The 26364-nt window shown below is 61.6% G+C and carries 28 protein-coding genes and 1 pseudogene; 10 read left to right on the top strand and 19 right to left on the bottom strand.

Going from position 1 to position 26364, the window contains the following annotated elements; genetic code table 11:
• The first annotated feature begins 29 nt into the window (after positions 1–29).
• The gene (locus PCOSP_RS07865; RefSeq protein ID WP_003198888.1) at positions 30–1208 is read left to right on the top strand and encodes a vWA domain-containing protein; all 1179 of its coding nucleotides are present in this window, start codon (positions 30–32) and stop codon (positions 1206–1208) included.
• 105 nt (positions 1209–1313) lie between these two features.
• Here PCOSP_RS07865 and PCOSP_RS07860 read toward each other — a convergent pair whose 3' ends face one another.
• From PCOSP_RS07860 to PCOSP_RS07830, 7 genes are all read right to left on the bottom strand, one after another.
• Complete coding sequence (locus PCOSP_RS07860; protein ID WP_139649601.1) at positions 1314–2234, bottom strand: 5-oxoprolinase subunit C family protein; 921 nt, start codon at positions 2232–2234, stop codon at positions 1314–1316.
• Positions 2231–2935, bottom strand: a complete 705-nt coding sequence (gene pxpB / locus PCOSP_RS07855) for a 5-oxoprolinase subunit PxpB (protein WP_464710781.1) — start codon at positions 2933–2935, stop codon at positions 2231–2233. Before pxpB ends, PCOSP_RS07860 begins: the two co-directional genes overlap by 4 nt.
• Positions 2932–3684 carry a 5-oxoprolinase subunit PxpA gene (locus PCOSP_RS07850; protein ID WP_139649604.1) on the bottom strand — a complete coding sequence of 251 codons (753 nt, stop codon included), beginning with the start codon at positions 3682–3684 and terminating at the stop codon, positions 2932–2934. Before PCOSP_RS07850 ends, pxpB begins: the two co-directional genes overlap by 4 nt.
• 63 nt (positions 3685–3747) lie before the next feature.
• The gene (locus tag PCOSP_RS07845) at positions 3748–5034 is read right to left on the bottom strand and encodes an MFS transporter (protein WP_139649606.1); all 1287 of its coding nucleotides are present in this window, start codon (positions 5032–5034) and stop codon (positions 3748–3750) included.
• A gap of 320 nt (positions 5035–5354) precedes the next feature.
• Positions 5355–5897 (bottom strand): DUF2937 family protein, encoded by a 543-nt coding sequence (locus tag PCOSP_RS07840; RefSeq protein WP_041020191.1) that lies wholly within the window; start codon positions 5895–5897, stop codon positions 5355–5357.
• Between the two features lie 12 nt (positions 5898–5909).
• On the bottom strand, positions 5910–6686 hold the full coding sequence (locus PCOSP_RS07835; RefSeq protein ID WP_139649608.1) for a class II glutamine amidotransferase: 777 nt from the start codon (positions 6684–6686) through the stop codon (positions 5910–5912).
• Between the two features lie 32 nt (positions 6687–6718).
• Complete coding sequence (locus PCOSP_RS07830; protein WP_041020193.1) at positions 6719–7219, bottom strand: hypothetical protein; 501 nt, start codon at positions 7217–7219, stop codon at positions 6719–6721.
• A 90-nt stretch (positions 7220–7309) separates the two neighbouring features.
• On the opposite strand from PCOSP_RS07830, the gene PCOSP_RS07825 reads away from it, so the two are divergent.
• Positions 7310–9364, top strand: a complete 2055-nt coding sequence (locus PCOSP_RS07825; RefSeq protein WP_139649611.1) for a S9 family peptidase — start codon at positions 7310–7312, stop codon at positions 9362–9364.
• A gap of 202 nt (positions 9365–9566) precedes the next feature.
• The gene (locus PCOSP_RS07820; RefSeq protein ID WP_041020195.1) at positions 9567–10040 is read left to right on the top strand and encodes a cyclic nucleotide-binding domain-containing protein; all 474 of its coding nucleotides are present in this window, start codon (positions 9567–9569) and stop codon (positions 10038–10040) included.
• Positions 10041–10164: 124 nt separating this feature from the next.
• Here PCOSP_RS07820 and PCOSP_RS07815 read toward each other — a convergent pair whose 3' ends face one another.
• Entirely contained in the window at positions 10165–10452 is a 288-nt protein-coding gene (locus PCOSP_RS07815; protein ID WP_464710780.1) for a hypothetical protein, read from the bottom strand.
• A 75-nt stretch (positions 10453–10527) separates the two neighbouring features.
• Between PCOSP_RS07815 and PCOSP_RS07810 the strand changes: the two genes are divergently transcribed.
• From PCOSP_RS07810 to PCOSP_RS07795, 4 genes are all read left to right on the top strand, one after another.
• Positions 10528–11214, top strand: coding sequence for a spermidine synthase (locus PCOSP_RS07810; RefSeq protein WP_464710779.1), 687 nt, complete (start codon positions 10528–10530; stop codon positions 11212–11214).
• A 48-nt stretch (positions 11215–11262) separates the two neighbouring features.
• The gene (locus PCOSP_RS07805; RefSeq protein WP_003184246.1) at positions 11263–11637 is read left to right on the top strand and encodes a YajD family HNH nuclease; all 375 of its coding nucleotides are present in this window, start codon (positions 11263–11265) and stop codon (positions 11635–11637) included.
• A gap of 185 nt (positions 11638–11822) precedes the next feature.
• Entirely contained in the window at positions 11823–12293 is a 471-nt protein-coding gene (locus PCOSP_RS07800) for an RNA methyltransferase (RefSeq protein ID WP_003198862.1), read from the top strand.
• Between the two features lie 77 nt (positions 12294–12370).
• Positions 12371–12748 (top strand): YgaP family membrane protein, encoded by a 378-nt coding sequence (locus PCOSP_RS07795; protein ID WP_139649617.1) that lies wholly within the window; start codon positions 12371–12373, stop codon positions 12746–12748.
• 378 nt (positions 12749–13126) lie between these two features.
• Here the strand turns inward: PCOSP_RS07795 and PCOSP_RS07790 are convergent, their stop codons facing one another.
• The 8 genes from PCOSP_RS07790 to PCOSP_RS07755 form a co-directional block, all read right to left on the bottom strand.
• The gene (locus PCOSP_RS07790) at positions 13127–14359 is read right to left on the bottom strand and encodes a hypothetical protein (protein ID WP_175362505.1); all 1233 of its coding nucleotides are present in this window, start codon (positions 14357–14359) and stop codon (positions 13127–13129) included.
• 32 nt (positions 14360–14391) lie between these two features.
• Entirely contained in the window at positions 14392–14841 is a 450-nt protein-coding gene (locus PCOSP_RS07785) for a YcgN family cysteine cluster protein (RefSeq protein WP_464710777.1), read from the bottom strand.
• 209 nt (positions 14842–15050) lie between these two features.
• A complete protein-coding gene (locus PCOSP_RS07780) occupies positions 15051–15983 on the bottom strand; it encodes a D-2-hydroxyacid dehydrogenase (RefSeq protein ID WP_139649620.1) in 933 nt (310 codons plus the stop codon).
• A gap of 124 nt (positions 15984–16107) precedes the next feature.
• Positions 16108–16401 carry a YcgL domain-containing protein gene (locus tag PCOSP_RS07775; protein ID WP_024780406.1) on the bottom strand — a complete coding sequence of 98 codons (294 nt, stop codon included), beginning with the start codon at positions 16399–16401 and terminating at the stop codon, positions 16108–16110.
• Positions 16398–17531, bottom strand: a complete 1134-nt coding sequence (rnd, locus tag PCOSP_RS07770) for a ribonuclease D (RefSeq protein WP_139649622.1) — start codon at positions 17529–17531, stop codon at positions 16398–16400. Before rnd ends, PCOSP_RS07775 begins: the two co-directional genes overlap by 4 nt.
• A 121-nt stretch (positions 17532–17652) precedes the next feature.
• Positions 17653–18294 (bottom strand): class I SAM-dependent methyltransferase, encoded by a 642-nt coding sequence (locus PCOSP_RS07765; protein WP_464710775.1) that lies wholly within the window; start codon positions 18292–18294, stop codon positions 17653–17655.
• Positions 18295–18363: 69 nt separating this feature from the next.
• Positions 18364–20013, bottom strand: coding sequence for a phosphoethanolamine transferase (locus PCOSP_RS07760; protein ID WP_464710774.1), 1650 nt, complete (start codon positions 20011–20013; stop codon positions 18364–18366).
• Positions 20014–20179: 166 nt separating this feature from the next.
• The gene (locus tag PCOSP_RS07755) at positions 20180–21562 is read right to left on the bottom strand and encodes a glutamine synthetase family protein (RefSeq protein ID WP_464710773.1); all 1383 of its coding nucleotides are present in this window, start codon (positions 21560–21562) and stop codon (positions 20180–20182) included.
• 518 nt (positions 21563–22080) lie between these two features.
• Here PCOSP_RS07755 and PCOSP_RS07750 point away from each other — a divergent pair.
• Positions 22081–22353 (top strand): annotated as a pseudogene (locus PCOSP_RS07750) (LysR family transcriptional regulator); the annotation flags it as partial.
• A 57-nt stretch (positions 22354–22410) separates the two neighbouring features.
• On the opposite strand, the gene PCOSP_RS07745 reads toward PCOSP_RS07750, so the two are convergent.
• Together PCOSP_RS07745 and PCOSP_RS07740 are read right to left on the bottom strand one after the other, a co-directional pair.
• Positions 22411–22773, bottom strand: coding sequence for a 5-carboxymethyl-2-hydroxymuconate Delta-isomerase (locus tag PCOSP_RS07745; RefSeq protein WP_139649631.1), 363 nt, complete (start codon positions 22771–22773; stop codon positions 22411–22413).
• Between the two features lie 304 nt (positions 22774–23077).
• Positions 23078–24004 (bottom strand): LysR family transcriptional regulator, encoded by a 927-nt coding sequence (locus PCOSP_RS07740; RefSeq protein WP_139649633.1) that lies wholly within the window; start codon positions 24002–24004, stop codon positions 23078–23080.
• Between the two features lie 166 nt (positions 24005–24170).
• On the opposite strand from PCOSP_RS07740, the gene PCOSP_RS07735 reads away from it, so the two are divergent.
• Complete coding sequence (locus tag PCOSP_RS07735; protein WP_041023896.1) at positions 24171–24362, top strand: YegP family protein; 192 nt, start codon at positions 24171–24173, stop codon at positions 24360–24362.
• A gap of 99 nt (positions 24363–24461) precedes the next feature.
• Positions 24462–24830 (top strand): cupin domain-containing protein, encoded by a 369-nt coding sequence (locus PCOSP_RS07730; RefSeq protein WP_041023897.1) that lies wholly within the window; start codon positions 24462–24464, stop codon positions 24828–24830.
• Positions 24831–24862: 32 nt separating this feature from the next.
• Here the strand turns inward: PCOSP_RS07730 and PCOSP_RS07725 are convergent, their stop codons facing one another.
• Positions 24863–26341 carry an amidase gene (locus PCOSP_RS07725; RefSeq protein WP_464710771.1) on the bottom strand — a complete coding sequence of 493 codons (1479 nt, stop codon included), beginning with the start codon at positions 26339–26341 and terminating at the stop codon, positions 24863–24865.
• Between the last annotated feature and the right edge of the window lie 23 nt (positions 26342–26364).

Below are 26364 nucleotides of genomic sequence, written 5' to 3'. Positions count from 1 at the left end.
CTTCGTCAACAAGCGCGAGGGCCACTGCCATGCTGCTGAACCTGTTCAATGAAATGCGCGCCGCCAAGGTGCCCGTGTCGGTGCGCGAGTTGCTGGACCTGATCAACGCGCTGAAACAGCGGGTGATCTTTGCCGACATGGACGAATTCTATTACTTGTCCCGGGCGATCCTGGTGAAGGACGAGCGCCATTTCGACAAGTTCGACCGGGCGTTCGCCGCTTACTTCAACGGCCTGGAAAAACTCGACGACCATCTCCAGGCACTGATTCCCGAAGACTGGTTGCGCAAGGAATTCGAGCGTTCGCTGACCGATGAGGAGCGGGCGCAGATCCAGTCCCTGGGCGGCCTGGACAAGCTGATCGAGGAATTCAAGAAGCGTCTGGAAGAACAGAAGGAACGCCATGCCGGCGGCAACAAGTGGATCGGCACCGGCGGTACCAGCCCGTTCGGCTCCGGCGGTTTCAACCCCGAAGGCATCCGCGTCGGCGACGCCGGCAAGCGCCAGGGCAAGGCCGTGAAGGTCTGGGACCAGCGCGAATACAAGAACCTCGACGATCAGGTGGAGCTGGGTACCCGCAACATCAAGATCGCCCTGCGCCGCCTGCGCAAGTTCGCCCGCCAGGGGGCGGCCGAAGAGCTGGACATCGATGGCACCATCGACCACACCGCCCGGGACGCCGGCCTGCTGAACATCCAGATGCGCCCCGAGCGGCGCAACACCGTCAAGCTGTTGCTGCTGTTCGACATCGGCGGCTCGATGGATGCCCACGTGAAAATATGCGAAGAACTGTTCTCGGCCTGCAAGACCGAGTTCAAGCACCTGGAGTACTTCTACTTCCACAATTTCGTGTACGAGTCGGTGTGGAAGAACAACCTGCGGCGCACCTCGGAACGCACCTCGACCCAGGACCTGCTGCACAAGTACGGCGCCGACTACAAAGTGATCTTCATCGGCGACGCCGCCATGGCGCCCTATGAAATCACCCAGGCCGGCGGCAGCGTCGAACATTGGAACGAGGAAGCGGGCTATGTGTGGATGCAGCGCTTCATGGAGAAGTACAAGAAACTCATCTGGATCAACCCCTATCCGAAGGACACCTGGGGCTACACCGCCTCGACCAACATCGTGCGAGAATTGGTGGAGGACCGAATGTATCCGCTGACCCTGCGGGGGTTGGAGGAAGGGATGCGGTTTCTTTCCAAGTAAGGATTGTTGTCGAGCATTCGGGCCTCATCGCGAGCAGGCTCGCTCCCACACTGGATCTGCGTCACACATGAGATCCCTGTGGGAGCGAGCCTGCTCGCGATGCTTCTAGCGGTCTAAAAAACCCCGCAAGCACTCCACCTGCTGCCGATGCGCAACCTCCTGCACCACCGGACGCAACCGCACCTGCGTGCCTGGCAGGCATTGCGCCAGCCGCGCCAGGGCCAATGGCGTCAAGGCGCCCAGGCGTGGGTAACCGCCAATGGTCTGCCGGTCGTTGAGCAGCACGATCGGCTGGCCGTCCGGCGGTACCTGCACGGCTCCCAGGGGAATGCCCTCGGAAATCATCGCAGGCCCCTGGTATTTCAGCTCAGCCCCCAGCAAGCGGATGCCCATGCGGTCGGCGCGGCTGTCCAGCGTCCAAGGACTGTTGAACGCATCGAACAGGCTCTGTCCGCCGAACGCGCCATTCTGCGCCCCCAGGATCAGGTCCAGCGGCTGGGTCTGCTGGAAGTCCGGGATCAGCCTGCCCGGCATCGGCCGAGGTGTGACCGGGCCTGAATAGCTCAAATGCTCGCCACGGCCCAGCGCGCGCCCCAGTCCATCCAGGCCGCCGAGCTCTTCACGCACGACCGTCGCCCGGCTGCCCAGTACCGCCGGCGCATCGAACCCACCGGGGGCCGCGAGGTACGCCCGAGCACCGAGCACCGGTTGGGTCAAGGCCAGGGTCTGACCCTTGCGCAAACTGAAATAACGCCACGATGCCACGGCCTGACCGTCTACCCGCGCCCCGAGGTCCGCCCCGGCCAACGCCAGTACGCAATCCTCTTCGGCCTCCACCGTGAAACCGCCGAGGGTGATTTCCACCGCCGTCGCGTCCAGGGCATTGCCCAGCATCCAGTTGGCCCAGGCCATCGACAGCCAGTCCGCCGCGCCGCCCTGGGTCACGCCCAGATGCCTGACGCCGAAACGGCCACCGTCCTGCAGCAGGCACAGCGGTGTGCTGGCCTTGATCGACAAACGGCTCATGCCAGGGCCTCCTGCGGTGTGTCGTCACCGTCCAAGGCGATGAATTCGGCGTGGTCCACGGCGACAAAGCGTACCGTGTCGCCGGGCTGCATCAGGCTGTAGCCGTCACGCTCGCGATCGAACAGTTTGGCCGGGGTACGACCGATCAGGTTCCAGCCGCCGGGTGATACCAGCGGATACGCCGCGGTCTGGCGCTCGGCAATGCCGACGCTGCCCGCTGCCACCCGCTTGCGAGGCGTGTCGAGGCGCGGCGCGGCCAGCATTTCGTCCACCAGTCCCATGAAGGCAAAACCGGGCGCAAACCCCAGGGCAAACACCTGGTATACGTGCTCGCTGTGACGACGGATCACCTGCTCCACCGTCAACCCGCTGCGACTCGACAACAGGCTCAGTTCAGGCCCGACGCTGAGGTCGTACCACACCGGCAGCACATGGTTCTGGCCGACCGAGCGGGCGTCAGGGGAAAGATTGTTCAACGCCTCGTTGACCAGATCCCGCGCCTGAGCCGGGTTCAACGCCAGCATGTCGTAATGCACCATCAGCGTGGTGTAGGACGGCACCAGGTCGATCAGGTCCCCGGCGAACACCTCGCGCAGACGCTCACTGGCAGCGAGCATCCACGGCATGTGGGTCTCGGCGATCTCATCGAACAGGCGCACCATCAGGCAGTCCACCGCGACCACTTCCACCCGTGGTCTCATGATGCACACTGCCGGTCCAGTGCTTCGCAGATGCGTTGCACCGCCGCCACGGAGCTGGCGTTGTCACCGTGTACGCACAAGGTATTGGCATGCAGGACCAACGCGCTGCCATCGCTTGCGGTCAGCGAGTCGCCACGGGCGATGGTCAGGGCCTGCCCGATGATGACCTCGGCATCGTGATGCACCGAGCCCGGCAACTGGCGCGAAACCAGGTGACCGGCGCTGTCGTAAGCACGGTCGGCGAAGGCTTCGAACCACAACGTCAGACCATATTCATCACCCAGGGCCTGGGCGGCGCTGTTGTCCCGAGTCGCCATCAGCATCAGCGGCAACTGCGGGTCGTAGGCCGCGACGGCCTGGATCACGGCACGCAGTTGCGCCGGGTTGGCCATCATGTCGTTGTACATCGCACCATGGGGTTTGACGTAGCTGACCCGCCCGCCCTGGGCCCGGCAGATGCCGTCGAGGGCGCCGATCTGGTAATGCAGCAGGTCTTGCAGCTCCTGGGCGGTGTAAGCCATGGAGCGGCGGCCGAAACCCACCAGGTCCTGATAGGCCGGGTGTGCGCCGATTTGTACGCCATGGCTCAGGGCCAGGCTGACGGTCTTGCGCATGATGCTCGGGTCACCGGCGTGAAAACCGCAGGCGATGTTGGCGCAATCGATGAAGGGCATCACCTCTGCGTCCAGACCCATGGTCCAGTTGCCGAAGCTTTCGCCGATATCGCAGTTCAAAAGCAGGCGGTTCACAGTGAACGCTCCTGTAGGTTGTTTCTTTTCTGGCCGTGGGGCATGCACCCCACAGGTTATCAGTTACTCGGCATCCAACTGCTTGCCTTGGGTTTCCGGCAGGCTGAGGGCTGCCAGGATCACCACGCCGTAGGACACGGCTGCGAACGCGCCGATGCCGACACTCAGGGGTACCTTCTGGCTCAGCAGACCGATCAGCAGCGGGAACAGCGCCGCCAGCGCCCGACCGATGTTGTAGCAGAAACCCTGGCCCGAACCGCGGATACGGGTCGGAAACAGTTCGGTAAGGAACGAGCCCATGCCGCTGAACATCCCCGACGCGAAGAAGCCCAAGGGGAAGCCCAGCCAGAGCATCACGTTATTGCTCACCGGCATCTGGGTGTACAGCAGCACGATAACGAACGAACCGACGGCGAACAGGATAAAGTTCTTCTTGCGGCCCAGGATGTCGGTCAGATAGGCGCTGATGACGTAACCCACATAGGAACCGACGATCACCATCGCCAGGTAGCCACCGGTACTCAGCACACTCAAGCCACGTTCATTCTTCAGGAAGGTCGGCAACCACGAGGTGATGGCGTAGTAGCCACCCAGCGCACCGGTGGTCAGCAACGAGGCGCGAATCGTGGTGAAGAGGATGCCGGGGGCAAAAATCTCATAGAACTTCGCCGGATTGCTCGGTTCCTGACGGGCCTTGGTCTGGTTATAGATCTCCGGGTCCTTGACCAGTCGCCGGACGAAAATCACGAACACCGCCGGGACCAGGCCGAGCATGAACAGGGCGCGCCAGGCGTCTTCCGGTGCCAGCACCGAGAACAGCAGCGCATACAGAATCGCCGTCATGCCCCACCCCAGCGCCCAACCCGCCTGCACCATGCCAACCGCCTTGCCGCGATCCTTGGCGCGGATCACTTCGCCCATCAGCACCGCGCCGGCGGTCCATTCGCCACCGAAGCCAAAGCCCATCAGGGTACGGGCGATCAGCAGTTGTTCATAACTCTGGGCCAGGCCACACAGGAAGGTGAAGAAGGCGAACCACAGCACTGTCAGTTGCAAGGTACGGACCCGACCGATACGGTCCGAGAGGATACCGGCTATCCAGCCGCCAAGGGCCGAGGCAATCAGGGTGCTGGTGTGAATCAGCCCCGCCTGCCCGGTGGTGATGCCCCACATCGCGATCAGGGTCGGTACCACGAAACTGAGCATCTGCGTGTCCATGCCGTCCAGGGCATAACCGATCTTGCAGCTCCAGAAGGTGCGGCGCTCCTGCTGATTGATGTTGCGATACCAGTCGAACGGGCCGGAACGGGCCTGGGTTTGGGGGACGCCGAGTGTGTCAGGGGCACTCATGGTGGTTCTCCACGGTTTTATTGTTATAAGCCTCGACGACGGGAGCGTAGAGACCGGTTGCCCCGATTCTTGGGCCCACGGCGCGGCGCGTCCAACGAATAAAATTGCGGACGGGTCATAAGAAAAAGTTGATTGGGTGGGAAACGGTGGAGTGTCTGGTTGGAATGCTGTTGTGGCGAGGGGATTTATCCCCGCTGGGCTGCGCAGCAGCCCCCTTGGATCTGTCTGACACACCACTGGGGCTGATGTTTTTTTGGGGCTGCTTCGCAGCCCAGCGGGGATAAATCCCCTCGCCACAGAAAAGCTCTATCTGGGTGGGGTCAAAGCCCGCGCAAATCCCGCTCTTCAATCGGTCGGCTCTGGCGCAGGCGCTTGCCGCCCAGCACTACCCAGTCGATCAGGCGGAACAGGCACTCCAGGCCGAACGACAGCAGCATGGCACCGCTGATGCCCCAGATCATCGCTTCGGGGGTCAGCAGGATCTGGTAGCTGTAGCCATTCCAGGTTTCCTTGCGGATGTCCGGATCGGCGGCCAGCGCCACTTGCAGCAACCGGATATACCACGGGCCTTGCATTGCCTGGTATTGCTTGTCCAATGCCTGCTGACGCACCAGCAGGGTGTTCAGGCTGTCGGCATCGCTGCGAAAGATCGGGTCCTCGCTGGCGCGGTAATGAGCCACCAGGGCCTGCATGTCACCTTTGAAGAACTGGTTGGCGGTGCCCTGGAAGCCTTGCAGGCCGTTCTGGGCTTCGATCAGATGCGCCTCGACCCGCTTGGCATAATCGCTGATGAAACCCGGCACCTGGACCCCCACCAGCAGGCCCACTGCAAACAACACCAGCCGTAGATAACTGAGCAACATAACGTGACGTCCTTATTCGGTGCGGCCATGGCTGACGCATTCGCCGCGTCGCCACAGGCTCCATTGGCCCGGTTCGTAGCGGGTCCAGGTTTCGTTTTCGGTCAAGGGTTCGGTGGCAATCACCGTGACCACGTCGTTGGGCGTGGTTTCGGCCTGGAAATCCACAATCACATCCACGTCCTTGAGCCGCGCCGGGCCAAACGGCGCGCGACGGGTGATCTGGGCCAGTTTGGTCGAGCAATAGCAGAACAGCCAGTCGCCATCGCTGAGCAGGCAGTTGAACACACCCTTGCTGCGGTACTCGGAACAGGCCTGGATCAGCGAGGGCAGCAATTGCTCCACCTCCACCGGTTCCGGGAAAGCCTGGCGCACACGGTTGAGCAGGTCGCAGAACGCCGCTTCGCTGTCGGTATCGCCCACCGGACGGTAGAAACTCACCTCCGGCTGGAAACCGGCGAGCTGGCCGTTATGGGCAAAACACCAGTTGCGCCCCCACAACTCGCGCACGAACGGGTGGGTGTTGGACAGGCAGACCTTGCCGACATTGGCCTGGCGGATATGCCCGATCACCACTTCGCTCTTGATCGGATAGCGCTGCACCAGGTTCGCCACTTCCGATTCACTGCTGGCGGCCGGGTCCTGGAACAGGCGCAGGCCGCGGCCTTCATAAAACGCGATGCCCCAACCGTCCCGGTGCGGCCCGGTCTTGCCGCCGCGCTGCATCAGCCCGGTGAAGCTGAACACGATGTCGGTCGGCACATTGGCACTCATGCCCAGTAACTCACACATGCTCGGACTCTCGCTTGAAGGGGCAGGCCGGGTTACAGACGCGGCTCGATGCGCGAACGCTGGGGATTGCTCGGCACCGGCGGGCGACCGTAACGGTCATCGCCGGCCACGCCGAACGGCGGCTCGTCATCCTCCGCATCAGCTGCGGCGGCAGCGGCTTTCGCGGCGGCGGCCCTTTCCTTGCGGGCGTTGGAAGCACGCTCGATGGGGAAGCGGATCAACGCGAAGATCAGGTAGACGCCGAAGGCGATCATGCCGTACATGAGCAGGTCGGACGCTGCGCGCCAGACGTTGTTGCCCACCTTGAACAGAATGTCCAGGGCAACAATGGCCAGGGCCGGGGCAAACTTGTCCTTCACCGGGTCGACAATGGTGGGGCAGAACAGCAACACCGCCACCAGCAACCGCAGCGGCTCGCGCAACCAGCGCCACATCCAGCGAGTGAGGCGCATCCATACGAGCAGGCAGCCCAGTGCGGCGAAGGCGTAAAGGCCCCAGGCGATCAGATAGTCGTTCTCGGTCATGGTGTCCATGGCAAGGCAGGCAAAGAGGCGCTTATAGTAACGGCTTTTCGCCCGTCAGGCTGCCCAGACGTGCACCATGAATATGTTCGAGAGCCTTTCATGTCCTTATCCGCCCATGTTTCCAACGCCCCGGTAGCCCGCAAGGACCCCGGTGTCGACCCGTATGCCTGGCTGCAGGAACGCGACACCGACGCCGTACTCGACTACCTCAAGGCTGAAAATCGCTTCCAGGAAGACCAACTCGCCGACCAGGCCGAACTGCGCGAAACCCTGTTCCAGGAAATCAAGGGCCGGATCCTCGAGACCGATCTGTCCCTGCCCTCGCCCTGGGGTCCTTACCTGTACTACACCCGCACCACCGCCGGTGACGAATACCCGCGCCACTACCGCTGCCCGCGCCCGGCGGACGACAGCCTGACCGTGGACGAACACCACGAGCAGTTGCTGCTGGACCCGAACGCGCTGGCCAATGGCGGTTTCTTTTCCCTGGGTGCCTTCAGCATCAGCCCCGACCACCAGCGTCTGGCCTACAGCCTGGACACCACGGGCGAAGAGATCTACACGCTGTTCGTGAAAGAACTGTCCAACGACAAGGTCAGCGAACTGTCCTTCGAAAACTGCGACGGCAGCATGACGTGGGCCAACGACAGCCTGACGTTGTTTTTTGGCGAACTGGACGACACCCACCGTCCCCACAAGCTCTGGCGCTATCGCCTTGATGGCACCGCCGCCGAAGAAGTGTTCCATGAACCGGACGGACGTTTCTTCCTGCATTGCTACCGTTCGAGCTCCGAACGGCAGTTGATCCTGTCCCTGGGCAGCAAGACCACCAGCGAAGTCTGGGTACTGGATGCCGCCCAACCCCAGCTGCCCTTCACTTGCCTGGCACCCCGGGTGGAACATCATGAATACGACGTCGACCACGGCCTGCTCGACGGCCAATGGACCTGGCTGATCCGTACCAATCGCGACGGGATCAATTTCGCGCTGTACCAGGCCCCCGACACGGGCGTGGCGCCGACCGAGGCCGACTGGCGGAACCTGATCCCCCACAGCGACACGGTGATGATCGATGGCCTGAGCCTGAACGCAGGCGCCATGACGTTGAGCCTGCGGGAGGGTGGCCTGCCGATCATCGAGGTGCATCCACAGGATTTGCCGGCTTATCGCGTACAACTGCCGGACGCTGCCTACAGCCTGCATGTGCAGAACAGCCTGGAGTTCGCCAGCGAACGCATCCGCCTGCGCTATGAAGCCCTGAACCGCCCGGCGCAGATCCGCCAGTTGGACCTTGCCAGTGGCGAACAGGTGGTTCTCAAGCAAACCCCGGTGCTGGGTCCGTTCGACGCTGATGCCTACGTCAGCCAACGGCTTTGGGCTACCGCACCGGACGGCACCCAGGTGCCCATCAGCCTGGTGGTCAAACGCGAGGCCCTCGGTCAACCGGTGCCGCTGTATCTGTACGGCTACGGCGCCTATGGCGAAAGCCTCGACCCCTGGTTTTCCCACGCCCGACTGAGTCTGCTCGACCGCGGCGTCGCCTTCGCCATTGCCCATGTGCGCGGCGGCGGCGAACTCGGAGAAGCCTGGTATCGCGCCGGCAAGCAGGAGCACAAGCACAACACTTTCAGCGACTTCATCGCGTGCGCCGAGCATCTGATCGGCAACGGGTTCACCACCGCCGATCAACTGGCGATCAGCGGCGGCAGCGCAGGCGGCCTGCTGATCGGCGCGGTGCTCAATCAACGCCCGGAGCTGTTCAAGGTCGCGATTGCCGAAGTACCGTTCGTCGATGTACTCAACACCATGCTCGACCCGGACCTGCCATTGACCGTCACCGAATACGACGAATGGGGCAATCCGCAGGAGCCAGATGTTTATGATCGGATCAGGGCCTACGCGCCATATGAAAACGTCCGCGCCCAGGCGTACCCGGCGCTGCTGGTCATCGCCGGGTACAACGACAGCCGCGTGCAGTATTGGGAAGCGGCCAAGTGGGTGGCTAAATTGCGCGCCACCAAGACCGATGACAACCCGTTGCTGCTCAAGACCGAATTGGGCGCCGGCCACGGTGGAATGAGCGGACGCTACCAGGGGTTGCGTGACGTAGCGCTCGAATATGCATTTGTGTTGAAGATTTTGGGCAAGGCTTGAGGAACTCTGGTTGAGGGCCGGGTCTTAGCTCCATGAGCAGGGCCCAGCCTTGGCACCATTCAGAACTGTGGGAGCGAGCCTGCTCGCGATAGCGGTCTACTTTTCAACGTTGAAGTCGACTGACACTGCGCTATCGCGAGCAGGCTCGCTCCCACGGGGATCATCCCACTCTTGCAAAGAACACAACAAAAGACCGTAAGCCATGCCAGAACCGACCTTACTGAACAACGAAATCCGCGACTGGCTGATGGACTGCGGCCTGTTCGATCAGTTTCTACCTGTGGACTTCGCCGCCGCGTCGGGCTATTTCAGCATCAGCGCCATCGCCCAGGGCGAAGCGATTTTTCGTGAGGGCGATGCCGGCAGCTTCATGTGCATCATCCACACCGGCCAGGTGGCCGTGCAGAAGACCGGTCCCGACGGGCAAGCGGTGACTATCGCCACCCTGCGCAGTGGCCGGGCATTTGGTGAAATGGCGGTACTGGATGGCGAACGGCGTTCGGCCAGTTGCATCGCCGCCAGTGATTGCCAGCTGCTGAACCTGGGCAAGGACTCCCTGGAAAAAATGCTCAACGACGCCCCCAAGGTCGCCGCAAAAATCATCCGCGCCCTCGCCGTATCTCTGTCCAAGCGCCTGCGCATGGCTGATGGGCAGTTGTTGTCGCAGCAGGTCTAGCACTCTGTGGGAGCGAGCCTGCTCGCGATAGCGTCTGGTCAATCAACATGCAGGTGACTGACACACCGCTATCGCGAGCAGGCTCGCTCCCACAGGGGACCCCGTCATTCACACAGAACGGGGGTCAGCCCCCTGGCGACTTGGCCTTGGGCGGCTTCACCTCCATCCCCGGTAGCGGTTGGTCCGGCGGCGGCCTGGGTATCTCGATCGGTGGCAGCAAGGGTGGCCCGTCATTGCCGGAACCAGCCTTGGGCACGCTGCTGGGTGCGACCGGTGGGTAGGGCATCGGTGTGGCGGTACCAGGCGCACCAGGGACGCTGGGTGGGCTTACCGGAATCGTCGCCTGCTGGGCCTGTGCACAACTTATTGAGAGCGCCGCCAGGGCAATGGCCGTTAGAATGATGCACTTCATCACTGGCTCCGTGGCTACTGTCACCTTCAGGCTAGACCCTACCGCACCGGTCCGCCCCTCCCTCATGAGATTTCCATGAAACGTTTCGTTCTGCTCGACACCACCCCCATCCCCGACAATGGCGGAGCCCTGTGCCTGTTCGAGTACGGCGAAGACTTCGTCATCAAGATCCAGGGCGGTGACGGCGGGCAGTTGATGAACACCCGCATGCACGGCTCCGAAGATGCCCTGGCGGAGATTCCCTGCCGCAAGGTCGCCGGCCGGCCGGGTTCGCGGGTGCTGATCGGCGGCCTCGGCATGGGATTCACCCTCGCCTCGGCCCTCAAGCAGCTGGGCAAGAACGCCGAAGTGGTGGTGGCCGAGTTGGTGCCCGGCGTGGTGGAGTGGAATCGTGGCCCCTTGGGCGAAAAGGCCGGGCGACCGCTGGAGGACCCGCGCACGGTGATCCGCCTGGAAGACGTAGCCAAGGTGCTGCAAGCCGAGCCCCAGGGTTTCGACGCGATCATGCTGGATGTCGACAACGGCCCCGAAGGCCTGACCCAGAAAGCCAACAGTTGGCTTTATTCGGCCGGCGGCCTCGCCGCCTGCGCTAAGGCTCTGCGGCCCAAGGGGGTGCTGGCGGTCTGGTCGGCCAGCGCTGACCGGCAGTTTTCCGACAAACTGAAAAAGGCTGGCTTCAAGGCGGAAGAGGTGCAGGTGTTCGCCCATGGCAACAAAGGCACCCGCCACACCATCTGGATTGCCGAGAAGCTCAAGGCCTGAGCTAAACTTCGTTCAACCGTCATCAGTCTTATCTACAAAGGTGAACCCATGAGTTCGTCAACGCCTCCTTCCAATACCGCGAAGCTGGACCGCATCCTCGCTGACGCCCAGCGCGACCGGGAAATGGGTTACCGCGACAAAGCCCTGAAAATGTACCCTCACGTCTGTGGCCGCTGCGCCCGTGAGTTCTCCGGCAAGCGCCTGAGCGAACTGACCGTTCACCACCGCGATCACAACCACGACAACAACCCCCAGGACGGTTCCAACTGGGAGCTGCTGTGCCTGTACTGCCATGACAACGAGCACTCGCGCTACACCGATCAGCAGTACTTTGGCGATGGCTCCCTGAGCACTCCGAAAATCGCCAAGGCGACGCACAACCCGTTTGCCGCGCTGGCTGGGTTGATGAAGAAAGACGAGTAACCGACAAGGTACCGAGCGCCTGTCAGGCCCTCATCGCGAGCAGGCTCGCTCCCACATTGGAATGCGGTTTCCTGTGGGAGCGAGCCTGCTCGCGATGGCGATGCAACCTTCACCGCCAATCTTGAAACTGACCACCCTCCCCCATTCCCCGTATAATCGCGCCTTTTCCCAAAGGCACCCCGCCCGTGGCCAACAAACGCTACAGCTGCATCGGTCTGTTCAACCCAAAATCACCGGAAAACGTCGGTTCGGTCATGCGCGCCGCCGGTTGCTACGGCGTGGCGTCGGTGTTCTATACCGGCAAGCGCTATGAACGGGCCGCCGATTTCGTCACCGACACCAAGAAAGTCCACTACGACATTCCGTTGATCGGCATCGACGACTTGAAGAAGATCCTGCCCCTGGGCTGTGTGCCGGTGGCCGTGGAGCTGGTGGAGGGTGCCCGCCCGCTCCCCGAATACACCCACCCGGACCGGGCTCTGTATATCTTCGGCCCCGAAGACGGCTCGCTGGACAAGGACATCCGCGACTGGTGCGAAGATGTGGTGTACATCCCCACCACCGGCTGCATGAACCTGGCAGCCACGGTCAACGTCGTCCTGTACGACCGCATGGCCAAAGGCAACAACACCCGCTCGGGACCGCAATTCCGCTGACCGGTGGGAAATTCCATGGAACGACGGATTCGCTCCGGCAGTCAGTTTTATACCCATTCCCACACTGGAGACAGACCATGAGCGATAACAATCCGTTCGAGCCGATCGAGAGCACGCCGTTCCAATCCCGCCCAGCACAAAACGTACATGGCTGGGAACGCGCGGGTTCCCTGGCTGGCGGCGTACTGATGATGGGCAAGGGCTTGCGTCGTGGCGGCATCATCGGTCTGGCTCAACTGGCCATCGGCGGCATGGCGCTGGCGCGGGGCATCACCGGGCATTGCTCGGCCAAGTCCCTGCTGGAAAAGAGCCGTCAGAACCTGAGCAACGCCCGCGCCCGGATCGAGCAGGCCGGCGATGAGCTGAGCCGCATGAAGGCGAACGCCGAGGCGGCAACCGGCACAGCTACGGTGACCGGGAATGATTCGTTGGATTCACCGAAGGCCGGGCTTTGAGCTTGTAGCGCAGCTAAAGGCCAATCGCGGGCAAGCCTTGCTCCCACAGGAACCCCGGTGCCTGTGGGAGCAAGACTTGCCCTGATGACAGTCAGATAAGGACCAGACGGTGCAAAACCTGTGGGAGCAAAGCTTGCCCTGATGCCAGTCAGATAAGGATCAGACGGTGCAAAACCTGTGGGAGCAAAGCTTGCCCTGATGCCAGTCAGATAAGGATCAGACGGTGCAAAACCTGTGGGGGCAAAGCTTGCCCTGATGCCAGTCAGATAGGATCAGACGGTGCAAAACCTGTGGGAGCAAAGCTTGCCCTGATGCCAGTCAGGTAAGGATCAGACGGTGCAAAACCTGTGGGAGCAAGGCTTGCTCGCGATGGCGGTATTACTGGAGTAACCGGTTATCCAGCACCGTAGACGCACCACCCAGAATGCTCTCGCTGAGCTGCACGAATTCCCGGGTGTCGACCGTTTCCAGGCGCATCGCGGCCTGCAGCACATCATCGAGCGAACGTTTGTTACGGGTTTTCAAACGAATCTCCCGATCCAGCTCCTGCAGCAACAGCACCGCCTTGGCAATCATCGCGGGACTGACCTGCTCGCCGCGCAGGGTCGTCACGCCCTGGCTGTCGCGTACAAGGCGCTCGTTCAAGGTCTGGTAACGCTCGTCGCTCATGCCGCCGGCGCGGCGCAGCAGCTCGATGGCGTAGTACTCGGCCAGGCCTTCGCCGATCCAGTCACTGCGTTCACGGTCATGGACACGGGCGAGGGTCTGCACCAGTTCCCGTAGCAACGGGCTGGTGCCCCGCTCGCTGACCAGCGGCGAACGGCTGTGCAGGTAAATCGACTCACGGCCGGCCTGGGCACCACGCCACAACGGGTCCTGGGCTCCGATAATCAGCAGTTTCGTGGGGTGGCGCGGTATCAGCGCCTGCACCTGCGGCCAGACGAAAGTCAGCAGTGTCAGCACGTCCATCCGGCGCATGCCCTGGCCCTGAGGCGAGGCCACGGTGACTTCGGTTTCACCCAGGCGCGTTCGGCGGCTGCCCAGTTTGCCGGCGAGCATCCAGCCCGTGGGACGGTCGAACAGGCGCGCGGGGTTATCGATGCGAAAGCGCTGCTTGCCGATGCGTGGCCAGGGCGTTTCGATGCTTTTCCAACCGGCGGGCAATTCAACGTCCAGGCGCGCCACCAGTTCGACGCCGTCCTGCTGGTCGAGCCGGGCCGACGGCACCAGGTCGTCGCCACGCAGCAAGGCCCAGGCGGGCGTCATGCGGGTTTCGAAGGTGCCATTCTTGCGCCCATGGCTGATGCGCACCCGGTAGGTCAGGCTGGCCTTGTCGGCGCTCGGGCGCCAGAGGCCTCGCGCGGCTTTACCCGGCGTCAGTTGCCATTGACCGTCCGCCTTGAAATCGCTGTAGCGGCTGCCGTCGCCAAGATCGAAATCCAGGCTGCGCACCGCCGAGCCACGGGCCAGGGTCAAGCGCACTTCGGCCTGATCGCTCTGGGGTAGCAGGTGCACGTGGTAATCCAGATCGACTTTCTGCGCCGCCCATAGCGGGCCGCACATCGCCAACAGTCCGCCGGCCGCCAGCATCCGTTTCAGTCCTGCGCCCATGGGCTCTCCCCGGTGATGCAACGCCCGACGATTCAGCCGGCGCGAAAAATCAGATGCTCTTCCCAATCGTCCTCGGGCACGCTGCCTTCGGCCAGCATGCGCCCGGATTGGGAAATGCGTTCGTGGTGCACGGCATCGCGGTCGCCACAGACCAGATGGTGCCACAGTGGCAGGTCCTTGCCCTCGCTGACCAGCCGGTAAGCGCAGGTCGGCGGCAACCATTTGAACTCATCGGCCTTGCCCGGCGTGAGCTGGATGCAATCGGGAACGGACTCGCGGCGTCGCGGATAATCGGTGCACTGGCAGGTTTTCAGGTCCAGCAGCTTGCAGGCGATGCGGGTGTAGTAAACGCTGTTGTCGTCTTCGTCTTCGAGCTTTTGCAGGCAGCACAAGCCACAGCCGTCGCACAACGATTCCCACTCCTGCGCATCGAGCTGATCGAGGGTCTTGCGTATCCAGAAAGGTTCGACTTTGGCGGCCATAGCTCGAGCATCAACATCAGGTGGTGAAAAGGCCGACAGTCTAGTGCCGGGGCCTCTTCAGGCCAAGCGTCGGCGACTGTCGGTAAGACAGCAATGCCACCGCCCGGTGGGAGCGAGCCTGCTCGCGATGACGGTGGTTCATCCAGTGTCAATGTTGACTGACACACCGCTATCGCGAGCAGGCTCGCTCCCACAAGGCTGATTGGGGGTCAGTAGCCCCGGGTGAAATCCACTTCGCCGCGCAAGGCTTCGCCGGCCTGGTAGGCACGCAGGTTCTCCAGGAACAGCTGGGTCATCAGCGGCGGCGATGTCGGTGCCGAGCTGTGGCCGGTCAACAGCAAGCCCCAGGCCGTCCAGAATGGATGACGCTGTGGCAGCGGCTCCTGGCGGCAGACGTCGATCACTGCGCCGGCCAGGTGCCCGTCTTTCAAGGCTTGCACCAGGTCCGCATCCACCACGGCCACGCCGCGTCCGGCATTGATGAACAGTCCGGTGGGTTTGAATTGCTTGAACAGCGCCGCGTCGTACACGTCATGGGTGTGGGGGGTGTTGGGGAGCAGATTGATGACATAATCCACTTCGCCGACCAGACGCGGCAGATCCTTCATCGCCCCAACCTCGACAAAAGGAGCCAGGTCCCGCGCTTCGCTGGCAATGCCATAGAGCTGCACACCAAACGGCACGAGGAACTGCGCCACCCGTTGACCGATATCACCCGTCCCGACGATCAGCGCCTTGCGCCCCGCCAGGCCCTGCCCCTGGCGGTTGTCCCACTTGCGCTCGACCTGGCTGACCAGGCGTGCCAGCACCTCGCGTTCATGACCAAGCATGTAGGTGAGCACGTACTCAGCCATCAACTGGCCGAAAATACCTACCGCACGGGTCAGCCGGTAGTCGCGTGTCAACCCCTCGGCCAACAGCGGCGTGATGCCCGCCCAGGTCGATTGCAACCACTGGGGGCGATGACCCTGGCGCAACAGGGTAGCCAGCAGATCGGGCTGGCCAAGCCAGACCTTGCACTCAGCGGCCAGTCGGGATAATTCGGCGGAATCACCGCTGGTCAGCACTTCGATATCGGGCGCAGCCTGGCGCAACAGTTGGGCATATACCGCATGGTCGTGTTCGGCAATCAGAACGCGCATGAATCAAACCTTTCAAAAACAGTGCAGACGAACGCCGACAGAGTGTCGCTCCATCCATGCGGCGATCGTCAAAAAAATTCCAATGTGTCTCAAGAAGTCCCAGGACGGGTACCTCAGTACCGCGTCAGACCGGGTCGTTGCGTCGCAGCAACTCTTCAGGCAAATGCTCGATGTACTCTTCTTCGGCCGGCGGCATCTGCAGGTGATAACCCTGGGTGTCGAGGTTTTCCAGCACCTTGTTGATGTCCTCGCGGGACAACTGCCGCTCAGGGCTCAGGACCAGGTCGAAGGCATGGGTCGCCTTGCCAAAGGCCGCCATCAATGGCTCAGGCACACGCGCCAATGCGTCGCTCTTGAGCACATACAGGTACATCTCGTTTTTCTTCGAGCTGCGGTAAATGGAGCAAATACGTTTCAAGGCTGTTCTCCGGCAGTGGCCAGGCTGTCGAGCAGCGCCTGGCCCATCAGTTCGCGACGCCAGCCACGCAGCGAATCAGGCAATTGATAAGGGCCCTCGGGGAAGCCGCTCTTGATCAGCGCTTCGAGGGTTTTCTTGCGTAGCATCAGTTCCGGGGCAATGCCCAGGCGTTCGGCCTCAGCCTGCCCCAGGGCCCGCAGACGCTTGACCAGTGCCGAGGCCTCGATGGGCAACGGCTCGGCTACGGCTGGCGGCCATTGCTCGGGCGGCACGCTGGCAGCGCGCTTGATCAGATCCAGCAGAAACTCGCCGTCCTGACGCACGGTACGCGGGTGCATGTCTTCGATTTTCGCCAGCGCACCGAGGTTATCCGGCTGGGTCCGGGCCAGAGGCCACAGCGAATGCTCGCGAATGATGCGATTACGCGGCAAGTCACGGGCCCGAGCCTCCCGCTCGCGCCAGGCGCAGAGCTCACGCAGCACGGCCAGTTGCGCCCGGGACAGCTTCCAGGCCAGCTTGGCTTCGCGGTACACCTCATCGGGATCGACTTCGCGGCGCAGGTTGGCGACCAGCTCAGCGCCATCTTCCAGGACCCAGGCGTACTTCTCATCGGAAAGCTTGGGACGCAGTTGCACGAAAACTTCAGCCAGGTGCACCGCATCCTCTGCGGCATAGCTGATCTGCGTTTCGGACAACGGCCGCTGCAACCAGTCGGAGCGGGTCTCGCCCTTGGGCAACTCGATGCCCAGAACCTCCTGCACCAGCCGCGAGTAGCCCATGGAGAAACCCAGGTTCAGGTACGCGGCAGCCAATTGGGTATCGAACAGCGGCGCGGGCAGGCTGCGGGTCAGGCGCAGCAGGACTTCAAGGTCTTCGCTGCAGGCGTGCAGCACCTTGAGCACGGCCGGGTTTTCCAGCAATGCCGCCAGGGGCTGCCAGTTATCGATGGTCAAGGGGTCGATCAGGTAGGCACGCTTGCCGTCGCCGATCTGCAGCAAACCGGCGATGGGGTAAAAGGTGTCGACCCGCATGAATTCGGTGTCGAGGGCGACGAAGGGCAACTGCTGCCATTCGGTGCAAAACCGACCGAGGCTATCGTTGTCGCGAATCCAGTGTATATCGATGGCCACACGGCTCTCCCTTGAAGAATGGCGCGCAGTATATATCGCCGTCAGCGATTGCGAGCATCCATAGAGCAAGAGCCTGAGAGAAATCGCCTGCGCATCGGCAAGAATAGTCCTACATTAGAAGCTAACTGGTCTTACGCAACACATAAACCCGCGTCAGCGCAAAACCGGGCAGGAAGTCTTGGTGCCACAGCACGTTGAAACCAGCCTGGAGGAACTCGGCCTCGACATCGGCCTTGTCTGCCAGGTTTCGTTGCGGTGGATGGCCAAGTTTGAAACGCCCATCGACTTGAACCGACACGATGACCGTGTCGCGACTGACCCGATGAAATTCGCTCAGCAGCGCCAGGCGATGCTCGCTGGCACTCACGTGGCGAAACAATTGCAGGCAACAAATGCAATCCACCGCGTTTTCCGACAGCCCGATGGTAAACGCCGAACTCGGAAAGGTCCTGACCCGCTTGAGCAACGCGCCGCCATGATGGGTGAGCGCGTGTTCGAGCATATCCGGCGATGGGTCGGCTGCCAGGATCACCCGGTTGGCATGTTCGGCCAGCACCGGCCAAAACCGCCCTGCCCCACACGCCACGTCCAATACCAGCCCGGGCTCACCGGCCACTTTCAGGGCGTTGCGCACCATATGCTCATCACGCCAGAACGCCAGGCGCAGCCGTCGCGGCGCCGGCTGGCTGCAGAATTGCGCATGCTCCTGGTCGTGATGCCTGGCGAACTCGAGTTCGACGTTGGATGGGGATAGCCCGGACATACGAACGGCTCTTGGTAAATGGACAGATGACAGATTAAACGGAGCGGCGTGAAAAAAAGGTGTAGGCGATCACTCCCGCGCCAACACACCGTCAATCACCGCACCGCGACAACCGGCGAACAGATCCAGGTCCCGGTTATAAACTTTGCTGTTGACTTCCAGCAAGCCGAGCATCGAGTGAAACAGGTTGTCCTGGCTCAAAGGCTTTTCCCGACTCATCTGCAGGCAATGGGCGTCCACAGCGAAGGATTTTTGATAGCTGTCGGAAAACCAGGCGAGCATCGCCACATGCTTCTGCTGTTCCGGAGCAAGCATGTAGGGCGTGCCGTGGAGAAACAGGTTGTATTCGCCCAGGGACTCACCGTGGTCCGACAGGTACAGCATGGCCGTATCGACCTTGTCCTGGTTGGCCCGCAGTAAGTCGATCAGGGTCGAAAGCACATGGTCGGTGTACACCAGCGTATTGTCGTAGCCGTTGACGATGCTTTCGCGGCTGCAATTGTTCAGCGCGTTGCTTTCGCACACCGGCGTGAAGTGTTCGTACTCCTTGGGATAACGCTTGAAGTACTCAGGCCCGTGACTGCCCATCTGGTGCAGCACCAGCACCGTGTCCTTGTCCAGGGTGTCGATGAAATGCTGCAGCCCCTGGAGCAGGATCTCATCCCGGCACTCGCTGTTGGCGCACAGGGCCGGGTCCTTGAGATTGCTCACATCCTGCAGGGTAACCCGGTCGCACGTCCCCTTGCAGCCGGACTGGTTGTCCCGCCAGATCACCTCCAGGCCGGCGCGTTGGAGTACATCCAGTAGGCCCTCTTCATGCTTGGCCTTGCTGGCATCGTAGTTCTTGCGGCCCATGTTGGAAAACATGCAGGGCACCGACACGGCGGTTTCGGTACCGCAGGAATGCACGTCGGTGAAAGCGATCAGACCGGCCTCGTGATCCAACGTCGGCGTGGTGTCGCGGTTATAGCCGAGGATGCCGAAGTTCTCGGCACGAGCACTTTCCCCGACCACCAATACGGTCAGGGATTTGCGGGCGTGGGTCTGCCAGGCCAGATTGCGACTGGCATCCTCGCCCAGCTTGACGAACGGTTGCTTGGCCGACACGACTTGCTCACGCAGGTAGCCGACCGAAGCCCCAATGTAGTTGCTTGGCACGATCATCAGGCGCAATTCATGGTGGTTGCGAAACAGGGAAGACAGCCCCTGGTAATTCGCCAGGGCGACCACGCCAATCATCGCCGCCGACGCCACACCGACCATCAACTTGCTTAACAACTCTTTAGGCCAGCTACGGTACTTGATCGGTGTTTTGAATAGTAACCAGGAAGGTAAGACGCCAAGTAATCCAAGATAGGCAAATAACTTCAGCGACAATAGGTCACGGACTTCGGTGGCATTGGTTTCGGCAAAGTTGCGCAACATGCCGACGTCGATCAAGACACCGTATTGGGCCATGAAATACGCCACGCCGGCGCTGATCAGGAAGATCAACATCAGCACGGGTTTGAGCACCGGGCGAAATGCCACGAGCGTCAACACCAGGTTGAATGCGCAGAAAATCATCACGCCAAAGGCCGCGCACATCAGCAGGCCGCGACCGTCAGCCGTCGTGATCGTCAGCAAGTGCTGCCAGAGAATGACGTTGAAGCCGACTAATAAAAAGGCACTGGCAATCAGCGTCACCCACTCGGGGCGCACGGCTTTAATGGTCAGCATGATGGTGGGCGTTTTCCTGAAAGTTGCTCTTTGGAGAAGAAGGGCCGAAGAAAAGTGTGAAAAATTCGTTTCCTACGGCAGCACAAACTTTAGGTAGCCCACCATCAATTTTTCGTGAAAAAGTTGCTATTAAATTATTATTTAAGCGACAAACCTGACGCAGCCGTCAGGCTTGATTCAGGTACCAACGCCAGTCCTGCTCCCCCACCTCGCCCATGAACTGACGGTATTCGGCGCGTTTGACCGCCAGGTAGACACCAAGGAACTCGCCACCGAAAGCTTCTTGCGCCCAGGTCGAAGCCTCGAGCGCACGCAGGGCGGTAAGCCAGTCGGTGGGCAATAAACGGTTCGCTTGTGCGTAACCATTGCCTTCAACGGGCGCGGCGGGATCGCATTGTTCCCGTATGCCACGATGAATGCCGGCCAGTATCGCCGCGGCCGCGAGGTACGGGTTGGCGTCGGCGCCACAAATGCGATGCTCGATGTGCCGGGAAAAGGCCGGACCGCCTGGCACCCTCAGGCTCACGGTGCGGTTGTCCACCCCCCAGGTCGCCGTCAGGGGCGCGTAACTATTGCTCTGGAATCGCCGGTAGGAGTTGGCGTTCGGGCAGAACATCAGCAATGAATCGAGCAACGTGTCGAGCATTCCACCGATGGCCCAGCGCAACAGCGGTGTGCCATCGGCGGCCTCGCTGGCAAACAGATTATTGCCTTTACTATCCGCCAGGCTGACGTGCATGTGCATGCCGGAACCCGCCAGATGGTCGAATGGCTTGGCCATGAAACACGCCACCATGCCATGTTTATGCGCCACGCCTTTGACCAGTCGCTTGTAGCGCACCGCTTCGTCCATGGCTTGCAATGCATCGGTGCGGTGTTCGAGGGTGATTTCCACTTGGCCCGGGGCGTATTCGGAAATCGCCGTGCGAGCCGGTATGCCCTGGAGTCTGCAGGCGGCATAAAGGTCCGCCAGGAACGGCTCGATCTGCTCCAGCTCGCGCAAACCGTAGACCTGGGTGGCATGCGGCCGACCACCGTCGACATCCCGCGCCGGTTGCGGCCGGCCCTGGCTGTCGCGTTGCGCGTCCAGCAGATAGAACTCCAGTTCCGCCGCCATCACCGGGTAATAGCCGTCGGCCTGTAAACCCTCGATCACCCGGCTGAGCAGATAACGCGGATCGGCGATGGCCGCCGGCAGGCCCTCCCGGGGATGCATAGCGACCTGCACGGCCGCGGTGGGAATCAACCGCCACGGCATGCGCTGCAAACTGCCGCTGATGGGGTAGGCCCGGCAGTCGATGTCACCGACCTCCCATACCAGCCCCGAGTTTTCCACGTCGTCGCCATTGAGGGTCAGTCCAAGGATCGTGCTCGGCAGCGGACGGCCGCTTTCATAAACCGCCAGCAGCTCATCACGATGCAACAACTTGCCCCTGGGCACGCCGTTGTTGTCGAGGATAAACAGTTCGAACAGTTCGATGTCCGGGTGCTGGGCCAGGAATGCCCGGGCTTGTTCAACGGGCGCGAAAGCAGGATTGGCAATGCTCATGAGAATGCTCGTATTTTCTTGTCGGACGGGCGTCAAGGCGCCGTCGGTCTGTGCCCGTCAGTGACGGTCACCGTGAGTTATCAACAGGAAATACGGACATCCGGAGGACGGGCATGGCGACAATGCCAGAGGGCCCAAAAAGCCAGCTCGGAGGGCAGCGCAGACAGTGATGGGGCAAGGACAAGCGTGAGTCGACCGACCGGACCGACCGCGGCAGATGCTGGGTAAAGGAGTGCTGCGGGCCGACCGTCCATAAGCGCATCACAGTAAACACACCCCGCGAGCGTCCCACGCCGACCCGCGTCGTTAAACCTGGATTTGCTGGAGCGTGGGTGCGAACGCGCTAAACAATCTTCCTGGTAGCGAAAGACGATCTGTTCGTCGTATTCCCTACATTATCTGTCCCGTTCCCGACAGCGAAACAGCCCCCACGGCATTCACTTGGGACCATCGTTCCGTTAGGATCACGGATCTTGTTTGCGCAAGATCCGCGCAAGGAGCACAGCGAGAAGCAACGGATGCTAAACAGTAACTCCCTCAGAAAGCTCGATATGCAGGACCTCATGGTGTTCAGCGCCGTGTACGAAAAAAGCAGCGTCAGCGGCGTGTCCGAGGCATTGTGTGTCAGCCAGTCAACGGTGAGTTACTGCCTGAAGAAACTGCGGACCTGCTTCAAGGACGAGCTGTTCATCAATACCCGCACCGGCATGCGCCCCACGTTCAAAGCCGAGGGCATGTACGATCATGTGCGCACCATCTTGCAGAGCATCAACCAGTGTCACGCCGGTGCCGGCTCACCCATGCCACGAACGGGCGATCGAAGCCTGCACCCGGCTGACGCCTGAGCCTCAGTTGTCGAGGATAGCCTTCGCGTAGCAGCCGCGATCCATATCGACGGTCTCCACGCTGAACTGCACGCTGAGACCAGCCGGCCAAGGGCCCAACTCCTGGATCACGGTCAACAGGCTTTCCCCCAGTTGCTTCTTGATTTCCGGCGAACGACCGCTCAACAACGCCAACTGCACGTGCACGAAACCACGCTCGCCCAAACCGGTGCCCACCCGGAAGTGTTCGACCTTCACGGCCCGGCTCTTGATGTCCGTCTCCGCGAACTGACCGGACGCCACCAGCGCGTTATTCAAGCGCAGCAAGGCGACGTCAGCGTTCAGCTCGGGCAGGTTGGCGGTGTACTCGAGATGCAGGTGGGGCATGTGTTCGACTCCGATTCGAAATGTGACGACGTGAATTCAGCCGACGCAACCATACGCCTACTTGGCTTCCAAGCACAGAATCCTGTGGAGCAGAGCTTTTTGGTTAAACCAGATTCCAGGGATAAACACAGAACTTTGTGGCGAGGGGATTTAGCGAAACGTCGCACCGCCCCGCTGGGCTGCGAAGCAGACCCAAAAATCCAACTGTCGCTGCGGTGTGTCAGGTCCGACGCAGAGGGCCGCTTCGCGCCCCAGCGGGGCGGTGCGACGTTTCGCTAAATCCCCTCGCCACAGGAAAGTGCTGTTAGCCAACTGGTATAGGGGCCCCGCGTTCACTCATGAACGCCTCCAGCCTGGACCGCAACCAGCGTTCCGCCGGGTCAGTGTCGACATGGCTCAGCCAGACCATGGACAGGTCCAGGGTCGGAGTCTTGAACGGAAAGGGTTCGCTGAACAACTGGCCCGAAGCAGCCATGGCGACGGCGGTATAGTCCGGCAGGCTGGCGATCATATCGGTGCCGGCCAGCAACGCCGGCAACGCGCTGTACTGCGGCACGGACAACACCACCTGACGCTTGCGACCGATCTCGGCCAGCCACTCGTCAGCGAATCCGGCCACGTTCGCGGTATGGGACACCAACACGTGGGGCCGCGAACAATAGTCGTCCAGCGTCAGCGGTGTCTGCGAGGCATCAGCCCGCAACACGCAAGGCTGGATGTGTCGCAACAGTTTACGCTTGGCATTGGCCGGCAACCCGCGGGTCTGACTGATCCCCACGGTGATGTCGCCGGACGCCAGCAAATCGGGAATCCGCCAGTAATCGACGTGCTGCACCACGAACACCACTTGTGGCGCTTCCTGGCGCAGGCTGCGCAACAGCGGTGGCAACAGGCCGAACTCGACATCGTCCGACAGGCCGATACGAAACGTCATGGTGCTGCTGGCCGGGTCAAAGTCATGGGTCAGACTCAAGGCCGCCGACAGCGAGTCCAATGCCGGCGACAAGTGCTGGATGATCTCCTCCGCCCGCGCCGTGGGTTCCATGCGATGGCCGACGCGGATGAACAGCGGATCGTTGAACCGCGCGCGCAATCGGTTGAGGGCCGAACTGATAGCGGGTTGGCCCAGGAACAGTTTTTCCGCCGCCCGTGTCACATTGCGCTCAAGCATCAGCGTTTCGAAAACCACCATCAGGTTGATGTCAGCCTTGCGCAATTCGTTGCGGTTCATCCTTTGCTCCCGGTTCGAGTCAGTTCGAGCGAACGCTGTCATTATCGGCAATATCTCATAACCATTGGAAACGTATTTCCGATAGCGAAAACTTTCAGCTTGGCTAGGCTTTCGACGACATGTTCAAAAACATGTCTTGAATGAGTCAATCGCAGGGAGCGAACCGATGTACTTTGAAATCTACAGACAGACCCGAGGCACCCAGAGCAGCGGAAAAGGCCAATGGCGCTGGCGCTTGCGCGCGGGTAACCACGAAACGATCGCCAGCGGCGAATCCTATGTGAACAAGGCGGACTGCCTGCACGTCATCGGGTTGATCAAGAACGTCCAGGGCGAGACGCCCGTGAAGGAAATCTGACACAGCGTCACACCATAACGCCCATCAGCTGCTCCCCCAGGCCTGCCTGTCGAGCAGCTTGTTGCGGCCTCATCCAAGTACAACAGCGAGCATTGCGCGATGGCTACCCATGATTCCCCTGTCAACTTTGCCCAGAAATACGCCCTGTTCCAGGATCAGTGGGCCCCTAAGGTCGTGGCTGAAATGAACGACTACCAGTTCAAGGTCGCCCGGCTCGAAGGCGATTTCGTCTGGCATTCCCACGCCGACACCGATGAAACCTTCATCGTGCTGGAAGGCGAGCTTCGTATCGATTTTCGCGACGGTGCGGTGACCATCGGCCCTGGCGAGATGTACGTCGTCAAGAAAGGCATCGAACACAAGCCCTGGGCCGCACAGGAAGTGAAAGTGCTGTTGATTGAACCGCGTGGGGTCATCAACACGGGGGAAACCCATGAGCGAACGGCGGACAACGATGTCTGGATCTGAGATCGATCTCCGCACGCTCATCGGAGGGCGAATCAACCTCTCGGTGCGTGCTCCGTAGGGGACGTTGCTTGGGTATCCCGATCTCCCGCCCACACGGTCGGTCGTCGGCCGCGCCAGGGCATCGCACGTTCCAGCTGTGCGGCCAGTTGCAGCAGCAGGTCTTCACGACCGTAACCCGTTCCGAATTGCAGCCCGATAGGCAGGCCGCTCCGCGTGTCATGGACCAGGGGCACGGACATGGCCGGACAACCGCTGACGTTGAATACCGCGGTGAACGGCGAGTAGTTGAATACCCGGGCCATCCACTCGCGCCCGCTGAGTAACTCTTGTCCGGCGTTGTACTCCCCGATCAACGGGGCGACGTCTGGCAGCGTGGGCGTCAGCAACACGTCGTACTCGGTGAGCACCTGCCCCATGTGCCGGGTCACCAGATTCCTATTGTGCATCGCACCCAGCAACTGCATGGCGCTCAAGTCTTGGCCCATGCGGTACAAGGCCAGGGTGGCCGGCTCCAGGGTGCTGGCATCGATCGGGCGTCCGGTCGCGCTTGCGAGGGCGTCGATCCAGGCTGCGGTATTGCTGGACCAGAAGCAGGCATTGAGGTCGACGAATGCTTCCCAGCTCAGTCCGATGTCCGCAGGTACGGGAATGACCCGATGTCCGAGGGTTTCAAGCAACTTGCACACCCGGTCGAGGGCTTCATCCACTGCGGGTGCGTTCAACTGGCCGTTCAAGGCCCGATGCTGCACGGCAATGCGCAGGGGGCCGGGGTCGCGATTCAACAAGGCGGCATAGGGTCCGGCAGGGGGCGCTACGTGGAACGGGTCGCCCACGGCGGGACCGTGCAGACAGTCCAGCAAGGCCGCGGTGTCCCGCACCGTCCGGCTCAACACACCGTGCACCGCCAACCCGGACCACACTTCGTCAACATAGGGGCCCATGGGCAGACGGCCACGACCAGGCTTGAGACCGAACAGGCCAGTGGACGCGGCGGGCACGCGAATGGAGCCGCCGCCATCGGTGGCATGGGCGACGGGAACCGCTCCAGCCGCCACCGCAGCGGCCGAGCCGCCACTTGAACCACCCGCGCTGCGCGCCAGATCCCAGGGATTACGAGTCGGTCCATCCACACGATTCTCGGTGGTGGTACTGGCAGCGAGTTCCGGCGTGGTGGTGCGCCCCAGGGGCAACAGGCCTGCCCGACGCAACCGTAGCATCAATTCGGAATCCTCAGGGGCAACGCACCCCGCAGCCAGACGGCTGCCCAATTCATTACGACGATTGCGCACGGTCAACCCCAGGTCCTTGACCAGCAAGGGCACGCCAAGAAAAGGCCCCGACTGAGGTTCTGGCTCATCCTCCCAAACCTCGATGACCGCGTTGATACGGGGATTGACGGCATCGATGGCCGCTAACGCGGCGCTGCGCACCTGCTCCTGGCTGACCTGGCGATCCCTGATCAACTGCGCCAGACCTACAGCGTCCTGTTCGACGTATTCAAAGCGATTCATATGACCTCCTACCCAGACATATA

The sequence above is a fragment of the Pseudomonas sp. MAFF 730105 genome, assembly GCF_055380705.1.
This window is presented reverse-complemented; position numbering and strand designations above follow the sequence as displayed.